The sequence below is a fragment of the Acidithiobacillus acidisediminis genome (assembly GCF_023277115.1).
GTDB classification, from domain to species: domain Bacteria; phylum Pseudomonadota; class Gammaproteobacteria; order Acidithiobacillales; family Acidithiobacillaceae; genus Igneacidithiobacillus; species Igneacidithiobacillus acidisediminis.
On record NZ_JALQCS010000001.1, the window covers coordinates 2,369,679 to 2,386,338 of the forward strand.

13 protein-coding genes are annotated in these 16,660 nt (G+C 61.7%); 9 read left to right on the top strand and 4 right to left on the bottom strand.

Annotated elements, in window-relative coordinates; genetic code table 11:
* Positions 1–58 precede the first annotated feature (58 nt).
* The gene (locus M5D89_RS11880) at positions 59–748 is read left to right on the top strand and encodes a histidinol-phosphatase (RefSeq protein WP_248886009.1); all 690 of its coding nucleotides are present in this window, start codon (positions 59–61) and stop codon (positions 746–748) included.
* Here M5D89_RS11880 and smc read toward each other — a convergent pair.
* Positions 714–4,181 carry a chromosome segregation protein SMC gene (gene smc, locus M5D89_RS11885; protein ID WP_248886010.1) on the bottom strand — a complete coding sequence of 1,156 codons (3,468 nt, stop codon included), beginning with the start codon at positions 4,179–4,181 and terminating at the stop codon, positions 714–716. The genes M5D89_RS11880 and smc overlap by 35 nt on opposite strands.
* Before the next feature lie 55 nt (positions 4,182–4,236).
* Here smc and queF point away from each other — a divergent pair, with 55 nt between their 5' ends.
* Positions 4,237–4,662 carry a preQ(1) synthase gene (gene queF / locus M5D89_RS11890; RefSeq protein ID WP_248886011.1) on the top strand — a complete coding sequence of 142 codons (426 nt, stop codon included), beginning with the start codon at positions 4,237–4,239 and terminating at the stop codon, positions 4,660–4,662.
* Here queF and M5D89_RS11895 read toward each other — a convergent pair.
* Positions 4,556–5,407, bottom strand: coding sequence for a M15 family metallopeptidase (locus tag M5D89_RS11895; RefSeq protein WP_248886012.1), 852 nt, complete (start codon positions 5,405–5,407; stop codon positions 4,556–4,558). The two genes, queF and M5D89_RS11895, sit on opposite strands and share 107 nt — an antisense overlap.
* 14 nt (positions 5,408–5,421) lie before the next feature.
* A complete protein-coding gene (locus M5D89_RS11900; RefSeq protein ID WP_248886013.1) occupies positions 5,422–6,675 on the bottom strand; it encodes an NAD(P)/FAD-dependent oxidoreductase in 1,254 nt (417 codons plus the stop codon).
* 185 nt (positions 6,676–6,860) lie between these two features.
* Between M5D89_RS11900 and M5D89_RS11905 the strand changes: the two genes are divergently transcribed.
* The 7 genes from M5D89_RS11905 to eno are packed head-to-tail and all read left to right on the top strand — an operon-like array spanning position 6,861 to position 15,235.
* Entirely contained in the window at positions 6,861–8,123 is a 1,263-nt protein-coding gene (locus M5D89_RS11905) for an NRAMP family divalent metal transporter (RefSeq protein WP_248886014.1), read from the top strand.
* Between the two features lie 42 nt (positions 8,124–8,165).
* Complete coding sequence (locus M5D89_RS11910) at positions 8,166–9,629, top strand: MFS transporter (RefSeq protein WP_248886015.1); 1,464 nt, start codon at positions 8,166–8,168, stop codon at positions 9,627–9,629.
* A gap of 45 nt (positions 9,630–9,674) precedes the next feature.
* The gene (locus tag M5D89_RS11915) at positions 9,675–10,595 is read left to right on the top strand and encodes a bifunctional enoyl-CoA hydratase/phosphate acetyltransferase (protein WP_248886016.1); all 921 of its coding nucleotides are present in this window, start codon (positions 9,675–9,677) and stop codon (positions 10,593–10,595) included.
* Positions 10,592–11,557, top strand: coding sequence for a 1-phosphofructokinase (gene pfkB, locus M5D89_RS11920; RefSeq protein WP_248886017.1), 966 nt, complete (start codon positions 10,592–10,594; stop codon positions 11,555–11,557). Before M5D89_RS11915 ends, pfkB begins: the two co-directional genes overlap by 4 nt.
* Before the next feature lie 12 nt (positions 11,558–11,569).
* Positions 11,570–12,481, top strand: coding sequence for a beta/alpha barrel domain-containing protein (locus M5D89_RS11925; protein ID WP_248886018.1), 912 nt, complete (start codon positions 11,570–11,572; stop codon positions 12,479–12,481).
* Positions 12,482–12,483: 2 nt separating this feature from the next.
* A complete protein-coding gene (pyk, locus tag M5D89_RS11930) occupies positions 12,484–13,956 on the top strand; it encodes a pyruvate kinase (protein ID WP_248886019.1) in 1,473 nt (490 codons plus the stop codon).
* Positions 13,940–15,235, top strand: coding sequence for a phosphopyruvate hydratase (gene eno / locus M5D89_RS11935; protein ID WP_283102997.1), 1,296 nt, complete (start codon positions 13,940–13,942; stop codon positions 15,233–15,235). The genes pyk and eno overlap by 17 nt, the downstream gene beginning before the upstream one ends.
* Before the next feature lie 25 nt (positions 15,236–15,260).
* On the opposite strand, the gene M5D89_RS11940 is transcribed toward eno, so the two are convergent.
* A complete protein-coding gene (locus M5D89_RS11940) occupies positions 15,261–16,640 on the bottom strand; it encodes a dihydrolipoyl dehydrogenase (RefSeq protein WP_248886021.1) in 1,380 nt (459 codons plus the stop codon).
* Between the last annotated feature and the right edge of the window lie 20 nt (positions 16,641–16,660).

A 16,660-nucleotide genomic window follows, 5' to 3' on the forward strand; every position in this document is an offset into this window, starting at 1 on the left:
GTCTGCCAGAAAACCCTGTTATACTTGCCACGCCGATTGGAAACGATACGAGGAACGCATGGCCCTGGCCATTTTTGATCTCGACAACACCCTGCTCGCCGGAGACTCCGATCATGCTTGGCTGGAATTTTTAAGCACCCTCGGCATCGTCGATGGTGAGGAGTTGCGCAAGGCCAATGATCGGTATTACCGCGATTATCTGGACGGGAAACTGGATATGCAGGATTTCCTGCGCTTTGTCCTCGCACCCATGGCGCAGCATCCCCGCCGCCTGCTGGACGAGTGGCATGGCCAATACATGCGGGAGCGTGTCCTGCCCATGATCACCGAGGCCTCTCGCGCACTGGTGCACAAACACGCCGTAGCAGGAGATACGCTGCTGATCATCACGGCGACCAACCGCTTTGTGACGGGTCCGATTGCCGTTGAACTGGGCGTGCCGACCCTCCTCGCCACCGAAGCGGAATGCGACGAAAACGGTGAATTCACCGGACGCTCCTTTGGTATTCCCTGCTTCCAAAAGGGAAAAGTGGAGCGTCTACGGCAATGGCTGGACGCCCGCGGAATGCCCTGGGAAGAGAATCTGGCAAGCGCCTATTTCTACAGCGACTCCCACAATGACCTGCCTTTGTTGGAATTGGTCGGCAATCCAGTGGCTGTCGATCCCGATCCCACCCTCGCGCAGGTGGCGGAAGAGCGCGCCTGGCCCATTCTCAGCCTGCATGGTCCTTGTCACCCACTACACTGAGTGATTCCTCCGCGAGGATAGCGGCGACATCCACGGCGACCGTACTGGATATTCCGGGTTCCGTCATCGTCACTCCTATGAATTGCTCCGCCACCTGCAAAGTCAGATGGCGGTGGCTGATGAGCAGAAATTGCGTCTGCTGCGCCAACTGCCGTAGCAGACGACAGAATCGCTCGATATTGGCGTCGTCCAGCGGTGCATCGACTTCGTCGAGAATGCAGAAGGGAGCCGGGTTCAAGGCGAAGATGGCAAAGACCAGAGCGATGGCCGTGAGTGCCTTTTCGCCGCCGGACAATTGCTGCAGGGTACCGTTGCGTTTTCCTGGCGGTTGCGCGCGCAGGAGCAATCCAGCCGCCAGCGGATCCCCCGCACAGCGTTCGAGACCGGCCTGACCGCCACCAAAGAGTTCGGCAAAATATTCCTGCAGCTTCTGGTTCACCTGCTCCAAGGTGTGCTGAAAACGTTCCAGGGTCTCGGCATCCATCGCCGCCATGGCACTCTCCAGACTGATCAGCGCCTGATCGACGTCCGCGACTTGCTGCGCCAGATCCCCCTGACGACCCTGCAATTCGGCGAGCTCCTCTTCCGCGGCCAAATTGACATTACCAAGGCGGGCAAGGGCCGCCTGCACGCGCTGCAATTCTGCTTGCGGCTGGTGGTTTTCCGGCATTGGACCGGGATTCTCCCCAAGAATCGCGGCCATTTCCTGAGCATGTAGCAGAAGTTCCTGGCGACGCTCCTCGAGATGATCAGATCGCGATTCCTGCTTGGCCTGTTCTATTTCCTGCTGGCGTTGCTGTGCCTGGAGGGCTTGTCGTTGCTGATCCAGGGCGCGTTGCCGCTGATGTAGCTCGTCGCCCTGCCCCTGCAGGGAGATGAGTGTTTGCTGGGCCGCCTCGCGCTGCTCCCGCTGTGCTGTGCGGCGTTGCTCGGCGCCGGGGAGCGCTCCCTGCCAGCTTTCCCAGTCCCGCTCACGTTCCTCCGCCTGCTGTGCGATCCGCCGCTCCTCTTCAGCCAAGACCTGCAGGCGTTCTCTTGCACTGGTCTGTTCATTTTCCAGGCGCTGGCGTTCGAGTGCCCTGCGTTGCCCTTCCTCGCGCAAACGACCATAGCGTTGCCGCTGCTCCTGCTGCGCGCACTGGCGTTCCGCCACCGTCCGCCGGCTCTCCTGCTCCTGCTGCTGCAGGCCGGAGCCACGGGCGCGTTGACGCTGTAGTTCCTGATCGAGCGCTTGGTGACGCGCCTGGAGGCTTTGCAACTCCTGCTCGAGACGCTGCAATTCGTCCGTTTCTTCCCGCGCGCGCTGCGCCTCGGCCGCAAGGATGCTTTCCCATTGCCCCAGTTTCTCCCGCGCCTGCACGAGTTCCTGCTGCGCCGCCTGAGTCTGACGGCGCAAATCCTGCTCCTGAGCACGGACCGTGCCCAGACGCCCGCGCGCTACTCGGAGCGCCTCTTCCGCGGTCTGCACGCGAGCCTCGAGATCCGGCAGGATACTCGCAATTTCCTGAAGTTCCCGCTGAACCCGCAGCCAACTGGCATCATCGCCCTCCCGCCCCAAACGCCAGAGGCCCGATCTGGAGCGCAACTCGCCCCGCGGCGTGATCCACTGCTCGCCTGCGCACAACTCTTCCATGCGCGCCTCGGCAAGCAGCAGATCTGGGATGCAACGCAAACCCCAGAACCACGGCAGCAGCGCGCGATGCCAATCGGCATCCAGCTGCAGATGGTGCCAGAGCGCGTCGTCAGGCAACCCCTGCGCCTGTAGCCCCGGCGCTGGGCAGAGCCAACTCCCGCTTCCCTCTACCCCGTCGATGGCATCCACCAGTAAGGCATGGAGGCGATCGCCAAGTACCCACTCAACACACTGCTCCCAATCTGGATGAACGCGCAGGATGGCGCTCAGGGACGTGGCCGTGCTAGGCCGTTCCTCTTTTTGCAGTCCGCGACAGAGGCGCTGCAAGGCCTCGCGCTGGGCACGCAGATGCTGTGCCTGATCGCGCACTGTCTGCCATTCGTCTTGCAGTTTTTCGCTGTCGCCCACGAGCGCGACGCCAAGCTGCTCTGCCGCGAGCAGATCTGCCTGAACCTGTTGGGCACGCTGCTCCGCGTGATGGAGTCTTGCTTGTCGCTGCTGCAGTTCTCCCTCCTTTGGCTGTGGACGATTGGCAAGGCGATTCCGCCGTCCCTCCATCTCGATAATGCGCGGTTGTATCTCGCGCCATTGGGTCTCCAACACGTCGACCTGCCGACGCCAGTCCTGCACCTTGTCATGCAGGGCGGTCTGTGCGGCCTCGGCGGCGCGGAGCTGTTGCTCCAGGGCATCTCGCTCAGAACGCAGTTTGCCTTCTTCCTCCGCGTGTACCCGCTCCTGCTCTGCCAGGACCTGCAAGCGAGCCTGCGCCTCCTCGAGCTGACGGGTCCGTCTTGCCATTTCCTCGTCATGGCGCACCCGACTCTCCTGCACCTCCTTGCGCGCCCGCGCCAGACGTTTCCCATCCTCCTGCAAACGTTGCCATTCCTGCTCTGCCAGCGCCTGTTCCGCTTGTGCGGCATACTGCGCTCCCTGGGCCTCGCGCAGCTGCTCTTCTTGGCTCTGCATTGCCTTGCGCAGGGCATCCAGAGAACTCAGTACCGCCATCTCCTCCGCTTGGTGCTGCTGCAACTGTTTTGCGCCAATCTGCAATTGTTCTTGCAGATGCGCGCGTTCGGCGTCCAATTCCGCCAGATGGAGCGTCAGTTCCCACCACTGCCAGCGCCGCTCTTCTGCCCGCAGCGCACGCAGGGTACGAGCTTGTTCTGCCTGACGGGTGAGGCGCTGGAACTGCTGCTCCATTTCCCCGTGGATGTCCCGCAAACGCTGCAAATGTTCGCGCGTTTCGGCGATTCGCTGCTCGGTTTCACGCCGTCGCTCGCGGTACCGACTGATGCCAGCGGCCTCTTCTAGCATGGCGCGCAAGTCTTCCGGCCGACTTTCGACAATCCGCCCAATGGTGCCCTGCTCAACGATGGCATAGGCACTCGCGCCCAGACCTGTGCCGAGAAAGAGATCACCCACGTCGCGCCGGCGACAGCGCGCATCGTTGATGCGATATTGGCTGTCGCCATCACGGGAGAGCTGGCGTTGCACCCGAATTTCCGCGGTGGCCGTCCAGGGTGCCGGGGCCTGACTGGCGGCATTGTCGAAGAGCAACTCGACTACCGCCTGTCGCGCTGGCGCATGCTTGTCTGCACCGTTGGAAATCACATCGGCCATGGCGCCACCACGCAACTGGCGCGCCGAGGACTCGCCAAGAACCCAACGAATGGCATCAATGATGTTGGACTTGCCGCAACCATTCGGGCCAACGATGGCCAAGGGGTTACGCTGGATGTCGATGCGGGTCGCGTTGCGGAAGGATTTGAAACCGTGCAGGTGGATGGCGGAGAGACGCATGGACGCCAGTTTTTGCTATCATGGTGGCAGAATTCGCAATCTTGAGGAGATCTTGATGCCCAGTCAACCAAGCCGCGAGCTGCAGAGCTTCCCCAACCCGCAGCCCCATCGGGACTATCTGGTGCATATGGACTTGCCGGAGTTTACCTGCCTCTGCCCGCTGACCGGGCAACCCGATTTTGCCCATTTTCTGCTCGATTTCATTCCCGACCAGCGCAACGTTGAGCTCAAGTCCCTCAAGTTGTATCTGTGGAGCTTTCGCGACGAAGGGGCTTTCCATGAAGCGCTGACCAACCGCATCGCCGATGAATTGGCGCAGCTGCTTGAACCGCGCTATTTGCGTCTGCTGGGCCGTTGGTATGTGCGCGGGGGTATCAGTACCGATGTGCTGGTGGAACATCGCCAGCCAGGCTGGGACAATCCGCATCTGCTGGCACAGCTTGGCCCGGCGCCGTGGACTCGGCATCAGCCGGGCTACTGACGCGTCCGTAGACGGCATGCGGGGCGCCTCGGCGCCATGCCCAGAGCTGATCCCCCAGAGAGAAGTGCCACCATTCTCCCGGGTGCTGCACAAAACCTTGCACAGCGAGGACATCGCGTAGGCACAAGCGGTTTTGATGCGCCTGGGCACCGGCAGAAGCGGCTGGCGCGCTAGCGAAGTACTCGGGATCAGCCCGATCACTGAAGTCATCGATCGGCCCCCCCATCGGGACTGCCGCGCCAGCCTCATCGAGCAGCGTGCAATCGAGGGCCGCCCCCGTACTGTGCGGTGGCGGGTGGAGGGGGTCTGGATTGGCAATACCCCAAAAGCGATAGACGCACTCGGCCAATTTCTCATACAGGATGGGATCCCGTCGCAGCAATTCCGCCGGCGTATTGCAGGCATTCACCGCTAGGAGCGCCTTTTCGCCCTGCTGTTCCGCCTCTTGTTGAAATTGTCGCCAGACCATGTAGGCCTGCACCTCGAGGGGGCGCCAGGCATCAAAAATAGCGATCTGCCAACCGGGGAAGCGTTGCTCCAGATCGGCCTGTGCTCGCTCCAACGCAGCGATGACTCCCGTCCGTAACCGCCAAGGAGATCCTCCCGCGTAGGGGGCGCCAGCAAGGAGATAGGGGTGCGGCATCAGACGTGGGAGGCGCGGCGGAATTTCGCGCAAGGCTTCGCCGTTGTCCCGAATGGGAATCCGCCCGTAGCTGGCATGTATCCCTTCACTGCCCGTTGCCATTGCCTGTTCCTCGCTTAATTGTCGAAGCGCTCTGGTCGGTAGGGCCAGGGGTCAACAAAGGGGTGGGCATCCTGTTCAAGCATCTGCGCGACCAGGCGGCCGGTACTGGGGCCCATGGTCAAGCCCTGATGACAATGGCCGAAGGCCAGGAACAGGCCCGGCTGCCGCTGTAAGGGACCAATGATGGGGAGCATATCGCCGGTACAGGGACGGTGCCCCAGCCAAGGCTGCGCATCCAAGGCCACACCCAGGCCTGGATACAGTCGCCGGGCAGCAGCCTCCGCCAGTTGCAACGGACGCGCGGAGGGCAAGTCGTCGCGACGGGCAAACTCCGCCCCGGTGGTCAAACGCAGGCCTCGCCGCATCGGGGCCAAGACATACCCCGCTTCGCTATCGAGTACCGGCAAGGGCAGATCACTACCGCCGCTACTGCTGTAATGCTGATGATAGCCCCGTTTGACGAAGACCGGGGCCTGATAACCCAGGGGCTTGGTCCAGTCCGCCGTCCATGCACCCATGGTAAGAATCAGCCACGGCGCCTCACTCTGCTGGTGGTCTCCCTGTACCCGCCAACCCTGTGATGTTTTTTTCAACCCATGAATGCCCTCGAGAACGAATTCCCCGCCCTGCTGTTGAAAGGTTCGCAGATAGGCTTGGGATAGTGCTATCGGTTCACTCAAGGCGAGGGGTTGCGTCCAGTGCACGGCGCCCGCCAAGCCGCTTCGTAACATTGGCAAACGCCTCTCCAACTCTGCCGCGTCCCAGGCTGCATATTCCACATCGAAATGCAGCCGTTTGTACGCTGCCGCCTCGAGTTCAGCCTGCAGGTGCTGTCCCTCCTGAAATACCTGTACCCAGCCCCCCGGACGATACAACTCCGAAGCGTTAGTGAGAGCGGCCAGGGCCAGGTGATCCTCGAGGCAATGGCGAATGAGAGCACCGTAGGCCTTGGCGCTCTGCTGCAGACGATCTGGCCGGGAAGCGCGCCAATAGCGCAGAAAAGCGGGCGCCAGGGGTGGCAAGGCCTTGAAGCGATACTGAGCGCGACTGCTGCGATTACCCGCATATCGCCAGAGCTCGTGGAGATCGCGGGGAAAGGGCTGCGGAAAGACCGCCTCACGCTGGATAAGCCCGGCATTACCGTAGGAGGTGCCCTCCCCCGCCGGTTGCCGATCCCACAACTGCACCTGCCAGCCACGGAGCTGCAATTGCAGGGCAACGGACAACCCCACGATACCCGCACCCACGACGATCACGGACTTTGCCATCGACTTGCCCCAAAGCAGAAATCCCGTTGCAAGCGTAGCACAGGACGCAGGCGAGAGCGCCTTACCTGCAGACAGCGCCAGGTCAGGACTCCAAAGACCCAGGCAGGAGACCATTGACTTCTCTTTCCGTTTTGATAATCATTCGCGTTATCATTTTTACGAACGTTAGATGAGGTACGCAGAATATGGCAACCGTTGGGGCACCGCGCACGGCAACGCCAGCGAACAAACGCCGACTTGGCACTTTCCTGGCTGTACTGGGTCCTGGCTTGGTGGTCATGCTTGCCGATACCGAGGTCGGCAGCATCATCACTGCGGCACAAAGCGGAGCCCAGTGGGGTTATCGCCTGCTCCTGCTGCAGCTGGTGCTGATGCCGATCCTGTACGTTGTGCAGGAACTGACGGTACGCTTGGGAATTTTTACCGGCAAAGGTCATGGCGAGCTGATTTCCGAGTGCTTTGGCAAGGGCTGGGCCTATCTCTCCGTCAGCGGATTGAGCATCGCCAGTGCCGGCGCCTTGCTGACAGAATTTTCCGGCTTGGCCGGGGTCAGCGAACTTTTTGGCTTGCCCCGCGCCGTGGGCGTGGTTCTGGGCGCTGGCGCCCTGCTGTTCATCGTCATCACTGGCTCTTACCGCCGGGTGGAGCGCATCGCCCTGATTTTTGGCGCCTTCGAAGTCGTGTTTTTTGGTATTGCCTGGGCCGCACATCCCAATCTGAGCCAGCTTTTGCATGGCCTGACCCAAGTGGAACTGGGGAACCATGACTACATGATGCTGGTCGCTGCTAATATTGGTGCAGTCATCATGCCGTGGATGATTTTCTATCAACAATCAGCCGTGGCCGACAAAGGGCTGCAACCAGCAGATTATCCCCTCGCCCGTTGGGATACCGGCATTGGCTCGGTGGTTACGCAGCTGATCATGGCTGCGGTCTTGATCGCCGCCGCTGCCACCATTGGGCGCTCCAATCCCAGTGCGCCCTTGAATACGGTGCAGCAGCTGTCCGAGGCGATTACACCGTTTTTGGGTACAGTCTGGGGAGGGATCGTCTTTTCCTTGGGCATCGCGGGCGCTGGTATGATTGCCGCCATCGTCGCCACTCTGGCCGCGGCGTGGGGTTGGGGCGAGGTGACCGGGTTCAAGCACTCCCTGGAGCACCATCCCCGTGAGGCACCGTGGTTTTATGGTACCTACACCCTCGTCTTGATTGCTGGCGCCGTTGCGGTGATCTTCATCCCCAATCTCGTAAGCCTGGACATTGCCGTAGAGGTGATGAATGCCCTTCTGCTTCCCCTGGTGTTGGGTTTTTTGATTGCCTTAGCGGTGAAAGCCCTGCCCAGGGAACATCGTTTGCGGGGCTGGTATTTGTGGCTGGTGCTGGCCTTAGGTGGCATCAGCGCGGGACTCGGAGTGTACGGTGGCATTACCAGCATTCCCGGTCTGTAACGACGGTTTGCCGCAAATGAGGGAGCATTTTATGCTCCTCCGATGACGAAACGCAGGGCCAATACGCAGTTACATCCCCACCATCAGGCAATGGCGGGGATTCTCGATGCGGCAAGCCTGTCCGCGGTGCATTACCGCCTCTGGCTGCTCGCCACTGCCGGTCCGCTACTGAGCGGTGTCAGCATGATGGTGCTGGGCATCAGTTTGCCCCTATTACAGGGCAGGTTCCTGCTCAGCCCGAGCCTCATGGGCCTGGCAGCGGCAAGTTTGATGGGTGGGACGGTCATCGGGGCGCTCCTCAGTGGGCATCTGGCGGATCGCTTCGGGCGCCGCCCCCTACTCATTGCCAATGCCCTCGGCCTGCTGTTGGCAGGCATCTGGCTCAGTCTCACGCCCAATACCGTCCTTTTGATCGTCGGCGAGCTGTTACTGGGCATTGCGGTGGGCGGAGATTTTCCGGTGGGGAGCAGCTACATCTCCGAATTCATGCCACAGAATCATCGCGGTCGCTTACTCGCGGCATCCATGGCCTTGCAACCCCTTGGCATGCTGCTGAGCGCCGGAATCGCCCTGCTTCTTCTGCCCCAGGGTGGCACGGTTTGGCGCTGGCTGATGGCCTCGCAGGCTATCCTCGCCCTGCCCTATTTTTTTGGCCGCTGGCGTCTACCGGAGAGTGTGCGGTGGCTGATGGCGCATGGAAAAAATCAACTCGCGGCGCGGGAACTGACCCGCTTTGCGCCCCAGCGCAGCGCTGAATTACAACGGATGGCAGCCGAACTCGGCCGCAAGAAACACGAGGTCAGCAAGATTCCCCTGCATGTCCAGGCTGGCTGGCGCATCCTGTTTTCCGCTGAGTACCTGCGCCGCACGCTGCTCGTTACCATGCCCTGGTTCTTGATGGATATGGCCACCTACGGGATTGGTCTGTTCACGCCCCTGCTATTAGGCTCCATCAGCGCAGTGGCCACGGGGGTTGCGCCGTGGCACAAGGACTGGATCAACACCTTGCATACCGGCGGTATTGATCTCTTCCTGCTTGGCGGCGCCATCACCGCACTCTGGCTCGTACCGCGTTTTGGCCGCATGCAGGTACAGATTCAGGGCTTTTTCGGCATGGCTGCAGGACTGGTTCTGGTTTGGCAAGCCTCAGCCGCACACTGGCCCTTCGTCGCCCTGCTGGCGGGCTTCGCGCTGTATAACTTCGCCATGACAGTGGGTCCCAATGCCACCACTTTCATCTTACCGACGGAGATGTACCCCACCCAGGTGCGCGCCTTGGGCGCGGGCTTTGCCGCTGCCTTCGCCAAGATCGGTGCCACCCTGGCCGTTTTTCTCCTGCCGATACTGCAGCAGGATCTAGGGGTGGAGATCCTCCTACTAGGGATGGCCCTGTTGAGTCTGCTCGGCGGCATCTTGTCCTATACTTTCCGCGTGGAGGGTCATGGGCTAACCTTGGAGGAACATCATGGGCCGTTACTCCTACGCTCTCGCCAACTGGACCGATGATACGGGCCTTACGAGCAAAACGCTGTTCACATAACGGAGAATTGCATGCCTTATTCTCATTTTGACGCGATCCTGCAGCAGGTTGCCCCCCTCGACGACATTCCTGTCGCGGTGGTGGATGCGGGGCAAAAGGAGGTGCTAGAAGCCGCCTGTGCCGCCAAGGTGCAGAGCATCGTCGAGCCGATACTGCTGGGCAAGCAAGTAAAAATCGAAGCGCTATTGCAAGAATTGCACGCCGAGACGGGCTCCTGCCCGTCTTTTCGCATCATCGACCTCCCCAACAGCGAAGCGGCGGCGGAAGAGGCGGTGCAGATGGTCGAGCGCGGAGAGGCGGCAGCGATCATGAAAGGGCACATCCATAGTGATGCCTTTCTCCATCCGATCCTGGCCAGATTGCGCACGGAACGGCGGCTTTCCCATGTCTTTGTCGCCGAGCTGAGCAATTATCCCAAACCGCTGCTGATCACCGATGCCGCCATCAACATCAGCCCCGATCTGCTGACCAAGGCGGCGATCCTCCAGAATGCCATTGATCTGGCGCGTATCCTGGGCGTGGAGCAACCCAAGGCGGCGGCCCTGTCGGCGGTAGAGACGGTCAACCCGGCCATCGTCTCGACAGTGGATGCCGCCTGCCTGGCAAAAATGGCGGAACGGGGACAGATTCAGCACGCCATCGTCGATGGCCCCCTGGCCTTCGACAATGCCATCTCGGCACAATCCGCTGCCATCAAGGGCATTCAGAGCCCGGTCGCGGGGGCGGTGGACATCCTTCTTGTACCCGATCTCGTCTCCGGCAACATCCTCGCGAAGGATCTGGAATACCTGGCCAACGCCAGCTTGGCGGGTATCGTCATGGGCGCCAGGGTGCCCATCATCCTCACCTCCCGCGCCGATCCGCCGCGGGCGCGCCTGGTTTCGGCGGCGCTGGCAGCCCTGCTGCATTACGCTCAGGAATCCGCCGCATGACTGCCGATACCGCGTGCCACCCTTGTGCGGATATTGTCACCCTGACCCTGAATCCAGCGGTGGACGTCAGTTACGAATTCGATCATCTGCAGGCCGATCAGAAGACCCATGCCGACAGCACCCGCTTCGATTCCGGAGGCAACGGCATCAATGTCGCCCGCGCCCTGAAGGAGCTCTTTGTCTGTGCCCACAGTTGCTGCGTGGTGGCCGGACACATCGGTCGCCTGTTGCAGACCCTGCTGCGCCACAGTCTGGATGATCCCCACTGCATCGAGGTCATCGGCGAGACGCGGATCAACGCGACACTGCTACAGCGGGAGCCGGCACGGCAATATGAGGTGACCGGCCCTGGCCCTCTGCTCTCGCCCATGGCCTTACAGGAAGTGCGAGAAAAGGTGGCGAGTCTGGCAGGAACCGGCATCGCGGTACTGACCGGTTCGCTACCGCCAGGGGTGCCCCAGGATTTTTACGCACAGATGATCGAGACGTTACGGCACCAGGGCGCGCGAGTAGTACTGGATGCCCATGGCGAGGCCTTGCAGCACGGCATTGCCGCACGACCCTTTCTGATCAAACCCAATGCCTTCGAGCTGAGCCAACTCGTGGGTCGGGACCTGCCTCGTCAGGAGGATCTGGTGCAGGCGGCGGTCCTGCTCCAGCGGCAAGGGGTGCAGGTTGTCTGCGTCTCTCTGGGGGGGGACGGCGCCCTGCTGGTAGGGCCTGAGGGTATCTTTCATGCCCGTGCCCCGGCCGTCCGCGTCCGTTCCACGGTGGGGGCCGGGGACTCCATGGTCGCAGGCCTGGTCGCCGCCTTTGCCCAAGGGCAACGCCCAGAAGAGGCCTTGCGCCTGGCTATCGCCTGCGGCAGCGGTACGGCTGCCCAACCCGGTACAGGGATCTTTTCCCATAATGACCTCGATCCCTTGTTACGAGAGATCGCGGTGGAGACGCTCAACGTCTGAAAGGAGAACCGTATGAACGCACAACGCAACGCCCCTCTGGGCATTAGCAAGACCGCTGCCAGCCGCTGGCAGGAAAATTACGAACGCATGACCCAGGGCTCTGGTCATTTGTTCCTGATGGCTGGGGACCAGAAGGTGGAACATCTCAATGATGACTTCGTTGGCGGGCAAGTAGATGCAGCGGATGCCGATCCGGAACATCTCTTTCGCATTGCCAGCCGCGCCCCCGTGGGATGCTTCGCCACCCAGTTGGGGCTGATCAGCCAATACGGGCGCGATTATCCCGAGATCCCCTACCTCCTCAAGCTCAACAGCAAGACCCATCTCCTTCCGGGCGCTGAACACGACCCGCGTAGCCGTCAATGGCAGAGCATGGCCCAGGTTGCAGAGTTTTTGGAGCACGCTGAAGTGCCCGTAGTGGGGGTAGGCTACACCATCTACCCCGGTTCTGAATTCGAGGCGGAGATGATGACCGAGGCCGCCCAGCTAATTCATGACGCCCATCAGCTGGGGTTGGTGACGGTGATCTGGGCCTATCCCCGGGGGAAGGCAATTGGCAAGCGCGAACACGACCCACATCTGATTGCCGGGGCGGCCGGGTTGGTAGCCTGCCTCGGGGCAGACTTCGTCAAGGTCAATCCACCCCTCAACAACGCCGGCGTTGCCGAAGGGAAACTGTTGGGCGAGGCGGTAGCCGCGGCGGGCAGGACCCAAGTCGTCTGCGCCGGCGGCTCTGAGGTTGCCGGAGAGGCCTTCCTGCGCCGTCTGGACGAACAGTTGCGCGAGGGCGGCACGGCGGGTTGCGCCACGGGCCGCAACGTCCATCAGCGCAGCGAGGCCGAGGCCATTGCCCTCTGTCGTGCCATCCACAGTCTGGTGGTAGAGGGCAAAGGGCTGGACGCCGCCTTGGCAGCGTTGGGCTGAGCATGGGTCTCTTGCCCCGCCACAAGAGCAAGATCGTCTGCACCATTGGTCCCGCCTCGGACAAGGCGGCGGTCCTGGAGGCCATGATCCGCGCTGGCATGACGGTGGCGCGGATCAACCTCGCCCACGGCGATATTGTTGAACACAGACAGCGTATCCGCCGTATTCGCAGCGCAGCGGAGCGAGTCGGCAAACGGGTGGCCATCCTGGCGGACCTGCCCGGACCCAAGATCCGCATCGGCCAGCTACCTCAGGCCATCATCCTGAAAAAAGGCGAACGAGTTACCTTGGGGCCGGGAGCATACGCTACAGGAAACGGGGCGACGCAGATCCCCTTGGAACTACCCGAGCTAGCGCGCCCCCTGCGCCGCGGGGATGACATCTTCCTTGCCGATGGCTTTCTGCATCTGCGGGTGGAGGCTCACGGGCCGGACAATACCATCCACTGTCGCGTCGTGATCGGTGGTGAGTTGCGCTCCCACAAGGGCGTCAACCTGCCCGGACTGATGCTGGCGGGCAGCGCTCTCACCCAGCAGGACCGTGAGCTACTGCGCGCCATTCTGCCCTGCGGGGTCGATGGCATCAGTGTCTCCTTCGTCGAAAATGCCGAGGATCTGCACAACGCCCGCCACCTGGCTGCGGAACTGGGCTATGCACCCTTTCTGGTGGCCAAGATCGAACGCCAGCGGGCAGTGCGCCATCTGCCAGAGATCCTGGATGCCTGTGACGGCATCATGGTAGCGCGGGGGGATCTCGGCGTAGAAACGCCCATTCCGAGCATTGCCCGGCAACAGAAACGCATCATCCATCAGGCCCGGGAGGCTGGCAAAGCGGTGATCACCGCCACCCAGATGTTGGAATCCATGGTACAGAACGCTCGTCCGACCCGAGCCGAGGTGACGGATGTCGCCAATGCCATTCTCGATGGCAGTGATGCGGTAATGCTCTCGGAAGAATCGGCCATGGGACAATATCCCGTGGACAGCGTGCGCATGATGGCCCGTATTGCCCGGGATATCGAAGGGTCGGAATTCTCCCCGCGCGGGCTGCCTTGCCCCAAAGGCAGCAACGTAGCCGTGGAGGCCGTGATTGCCTGCGATGTGCGCTCGGCAACCCAGATGCTGCGGCCGATCTTCATTGTCACCCCCACAGAAACCGGCGCCACGGCGGCACGCATCGCCCGCCTGCGTCCTGACGCCTGGATCCTGGCCCCCAGCCGCCATCCGGAAACCTGTCAACGCCTCTGTTTCTACGCCGGCGTCTACCCCCTCGATTTGGATCCGGGCAGTGACGGGTGGGAACCTGCTGTGCGCAGCTGGCTGGCAGAACAGGGCTGGCGGCAGGGGCGCATCCTCCTCACCCAGGGACCGAGCCTGGGTCACCCGGGGGGCACCAATCGTCTCGAGGTCATTGACCTCGCCATCCCGGAATACCCCGTCTACAGCAATGGAGATGCCCATGGAAAGCCTGATTGAAGACATCATCGCCCGCGAGATTCTGGATTCTCGCGGTAATCCCACCGTCGAGGCGGAGGTTTTGCTCACCGATGGCAGCCGTGCTCGCGCCGCCGTGCCCTCGGGTGCCTCGACGGGAAGCCGTGAGGCCCTGGAACTGCGTGACCAGGACCCGGCGCGCTATGGCGGTAAAGGGGTGCGGAAGATCATCGAGCACATCGAAGAGGAAATTGCCCCCAATCTCATCGATCTCGACGCCAGTGCCCAGAAGATGATCGACGATACCCTGCTGGGTCTCGACGGGACCGCCAACAAGTCACGCCTTGGGGCCAATGCGCTGTTGGCCGTTTCCTTGGCCTGCGCGCGCGCCGCCGCCGAGAGCAAGGATCTGCCTCTCTACGCCTACCTGGGTGGCCCCAGTGCTACGCGCCTGCCCGTGCCCTGCCTCAATGTCCTGAATGGCGGTGTGCATGCTCACTGGCAGGGGGCGGATTTTCAGGAAACCATGCTCGTGCCTTATGGTGCTGATTCCTTCCGCGAGGCCATCCGCTGGGGCGCGGAGATCTACCACACCCTGCAGAGTCTGCTCCTGGAAAAGCACCTGAGCGTGGGCGTTGGCGACGAGGGCGGCTTTGCACCGGCGGTGCAGTCCAATCACCAGACCCTGGATCTCTTGCTCAGCGCCATCGAAAAGGCGGGCTTCACCCCTGGCAAGGACTGTGGCATCGCTATCGATCCGGCATCGTCGGAGTTCTACCGCGATGGGAAATATCAACTCCACACGGAAAATCGCGCCGTCAACAGCGAGGAAATGGTCGAATACTACGTCAAACTGGTCAACGACTACCCCATCGTCCTGCTGGAAGACGGTCTGGCCGAAGACGATTGGGCGTCGTGGAAAACCCTCAATGCCCGCCTCGGCGATCGGATCGAGCTGGTGGGGGACGATATCTTCTGCACCAACCCCGAGATCATCGCCCGCGGCATTGCGGACAATATCGCCAACTCGGTACTGATCAAACTCAACCAGATCGGCACCGTCAGCGAAACCTTCGCCGCCACGCGCCTGGCCCAGTTCCATGGCTGGGGAGCCTTCGTTTCCCACCGCTCCGGGGAGACCACCGATGACTTCATCTCCGATCTCACCGTCGCCCTCGACACCGGGCACCTCAAATCCGGCGCCCCCTGTCGTGGCGAGCGGGTGGCGAAATACAACCAGCTCCTGCGCATCGAGGAAGAACTGGGTACCGCTGCGACCTATGCGGGCGCCCGGGCCTTTGTCCGTCCGCCCCGCAGCTAAACCTCAGCTCGACCCGGCCCCTGCCTCAAAAAAGGCTACGGGCCGCCTTGCCAATCCCTTCCGCCGACATCGGGTGTTGATCGGCAAAGCGCGCCAGATCATAGGCTGTCGCCCCCATCTGCAGGGCGGTGCCAAGCTGGCCGATCAGGTTGCCCGCATCGATACCCACAACCCAGGCACCCAACAAGCGCAAGGAGTCTGTCTCGAAGAAGAGGCGGATCTCCCCCTCCGTTCGGTCCAGAATCTGGGCACGGGAATCTTCGGCAAACGCGTAGTGCCCCTCGAGCAGATCTTTCCCTTCCACCTTGGCGGGGGTCATGCCGATGTACGCCGCTGCTGGAAGGGTGAAGATCGTCGTCGGCACGGTATGAAAATCGGCATAATCCTGGGGCACATTGCCGGCCAGAATGTTGTGCGCCGCCACCAAAGACTGACGTACTGCAGCGTGAAACAAAGGCACTCGACCATTCACGTCGCCAGCCGCATAGATATGGGGATAGCGGGTCTGTAGGCTCGCCGCGACCTGGATGCCATGCCGATCGTGGGCAATCCCCAGGTAATCGCAGCCCTCCGGCACCACGGGGGAGCGACCCACGGCGAGGAGCACCACCTCGGCCTGGGCATGTTCCTCTGGCCCTCCGCGCTTCCAGACCACCGTCCGCAGCGCACCCTGTGCCTCGATGCGTTGCACGTCCACGTCGGTCAGAATCTGCAGGGATGCTGGCAATAAGGGCTGCAGCAACGCGACCATGCCGGGGTCCATGCCGTTCAGGATCTGCTCGCCTTTCTGCAACAGGGTCACCTGACTACCGAGCTGAGCAAAAAAGGACGCCGTTTCGAGACCAATATAACCGCCGCCGATGACGATCAGACGCGGGGGCAGCTTGCGTAGCGCCGGCTCCGGCTTGTAGAGGTCATGACTGGTCAGACAATATTCTGCCCCAGGAATGGGCGGCACAAAGACGTCTGAGCCACTGGCAATCAAAATGTGCGCACAATGAATCTTCTCGCTGCCTTGGTCATCATTAATCTGGACCGTGTGCGGATCCAAGATACGGACAACGCCCTTGCGCAAGGTAATATTGGGTGCTGCGGCAAGCTCCTGGGCATGCTGATCATAGCGGCGTTGCTGTACTCGATCTTTGTGTTCGATGATGGCTGCGTAGTCTGCCTTGACCGTCATCAAACCAAGTTGCGGGTGGAATCGCTGGACGTCGGCAGTCAAGTTGGCCATCTCGCGCACTGCCTTGGATGGGACACAGCCTTCGTAGAGGCAATTGCCGCTCATTACTCCCTTGGGGTCGACCATCAGCACCTTCCGCCCCGCCCGCGCGAGACGAAAGGCTGCGGGATAGGCCGCGCCCCCTGCCCCAATGCACAGTAGATCCACCTGCCGCTCGCTCATTCCTGATCTCCTGATCTGAT

Coding starts and splice junctions, on each gene's coding strand:
- M5D89_RS11880 (WP_248886009.1), top strand. CDS start 59: ATGGCCCTGGCCATTTTTGATCTCGACAACACCCTGCTCGCCGGAGAC.
- smc (WP_248886010.1), bottom strand. CDS start 4,181: ATGCGTCTCTCCGCCATCCACCTGCACGGTTTCAAATCCTTCCGCAAC.
- queF (WP_248886011.1), top strand. CDS start 4,237: ATGCCCAGTCAACCAAGCCGCGAGCTGCAGAGCTTCCCCAACCCGCAG.
- M5D89_RS11895 (WP_248886012.1), bottom strand. CDS start 5,407: ATGGCAACGGGCAGTGAAGGGATACATGCCAGCTACGGGCGGATTCCC.
- M5D89_RS11900 (WP_248886013.1), bottom strand. CDS start 6,675: ATGGCAAAGTCCGTGATCGTCGTGGGTGCGGGTATCGTGGGGTTGTCC.
- M5D89_RS11905 (WP_248886014.1), top strand. CDS start 6,861: ATGGCAACCGTTGGGGCACCGCGCACGGCAACGCCAGCGAACAAACGC.
- M5D89_RS11910 (WP_248886015.1), top strand. CDS start 8,166: ATGACGAAACGCAGGGCCAATACGCAGTTACATCCCCACCATCAGGCA.
- M5D89_RS11915 (WP_248886016.1), top strand. CDS start 9,675: ATGCCTTATTCTCATTTTGACGCGATCCTGCAGCAGGTTGCCCCCCTC.
- pfkB (WP_248886017.1), top strand. CDS start 10,592: ATGACTGCCGATACCGCGTGCCACCCTTGTGCGGATATTGTCACCCTG.
- M5D89_RS11925 (WP_248886018.1), top strand. CDS start 11,570: ATGAACGCACAACGCAACGCCCCTCTGGGCATTAGCAAGACCGCTGCC.
- pyk (WP_248886019.1), top strand. CDS start 12,484: ATGGGTCTCTTGCCCCGCCACAAGAGCAAGATCGTCTGCACCATTGGT.
- eno (WP_283102997.1), top strand. CDS start 13,940: ATGGAAAGCCTGATTGAAGACATCATCGCCCGCGAGATTCTGGATTCT.
- M5D89_RS11940 (WP_248886021.1), bottom strand. CDS start 16,640: ATGAGCGAGCGGCAGGTGGATCTACTGTGCATTGGGGCAGGGGGCGCG.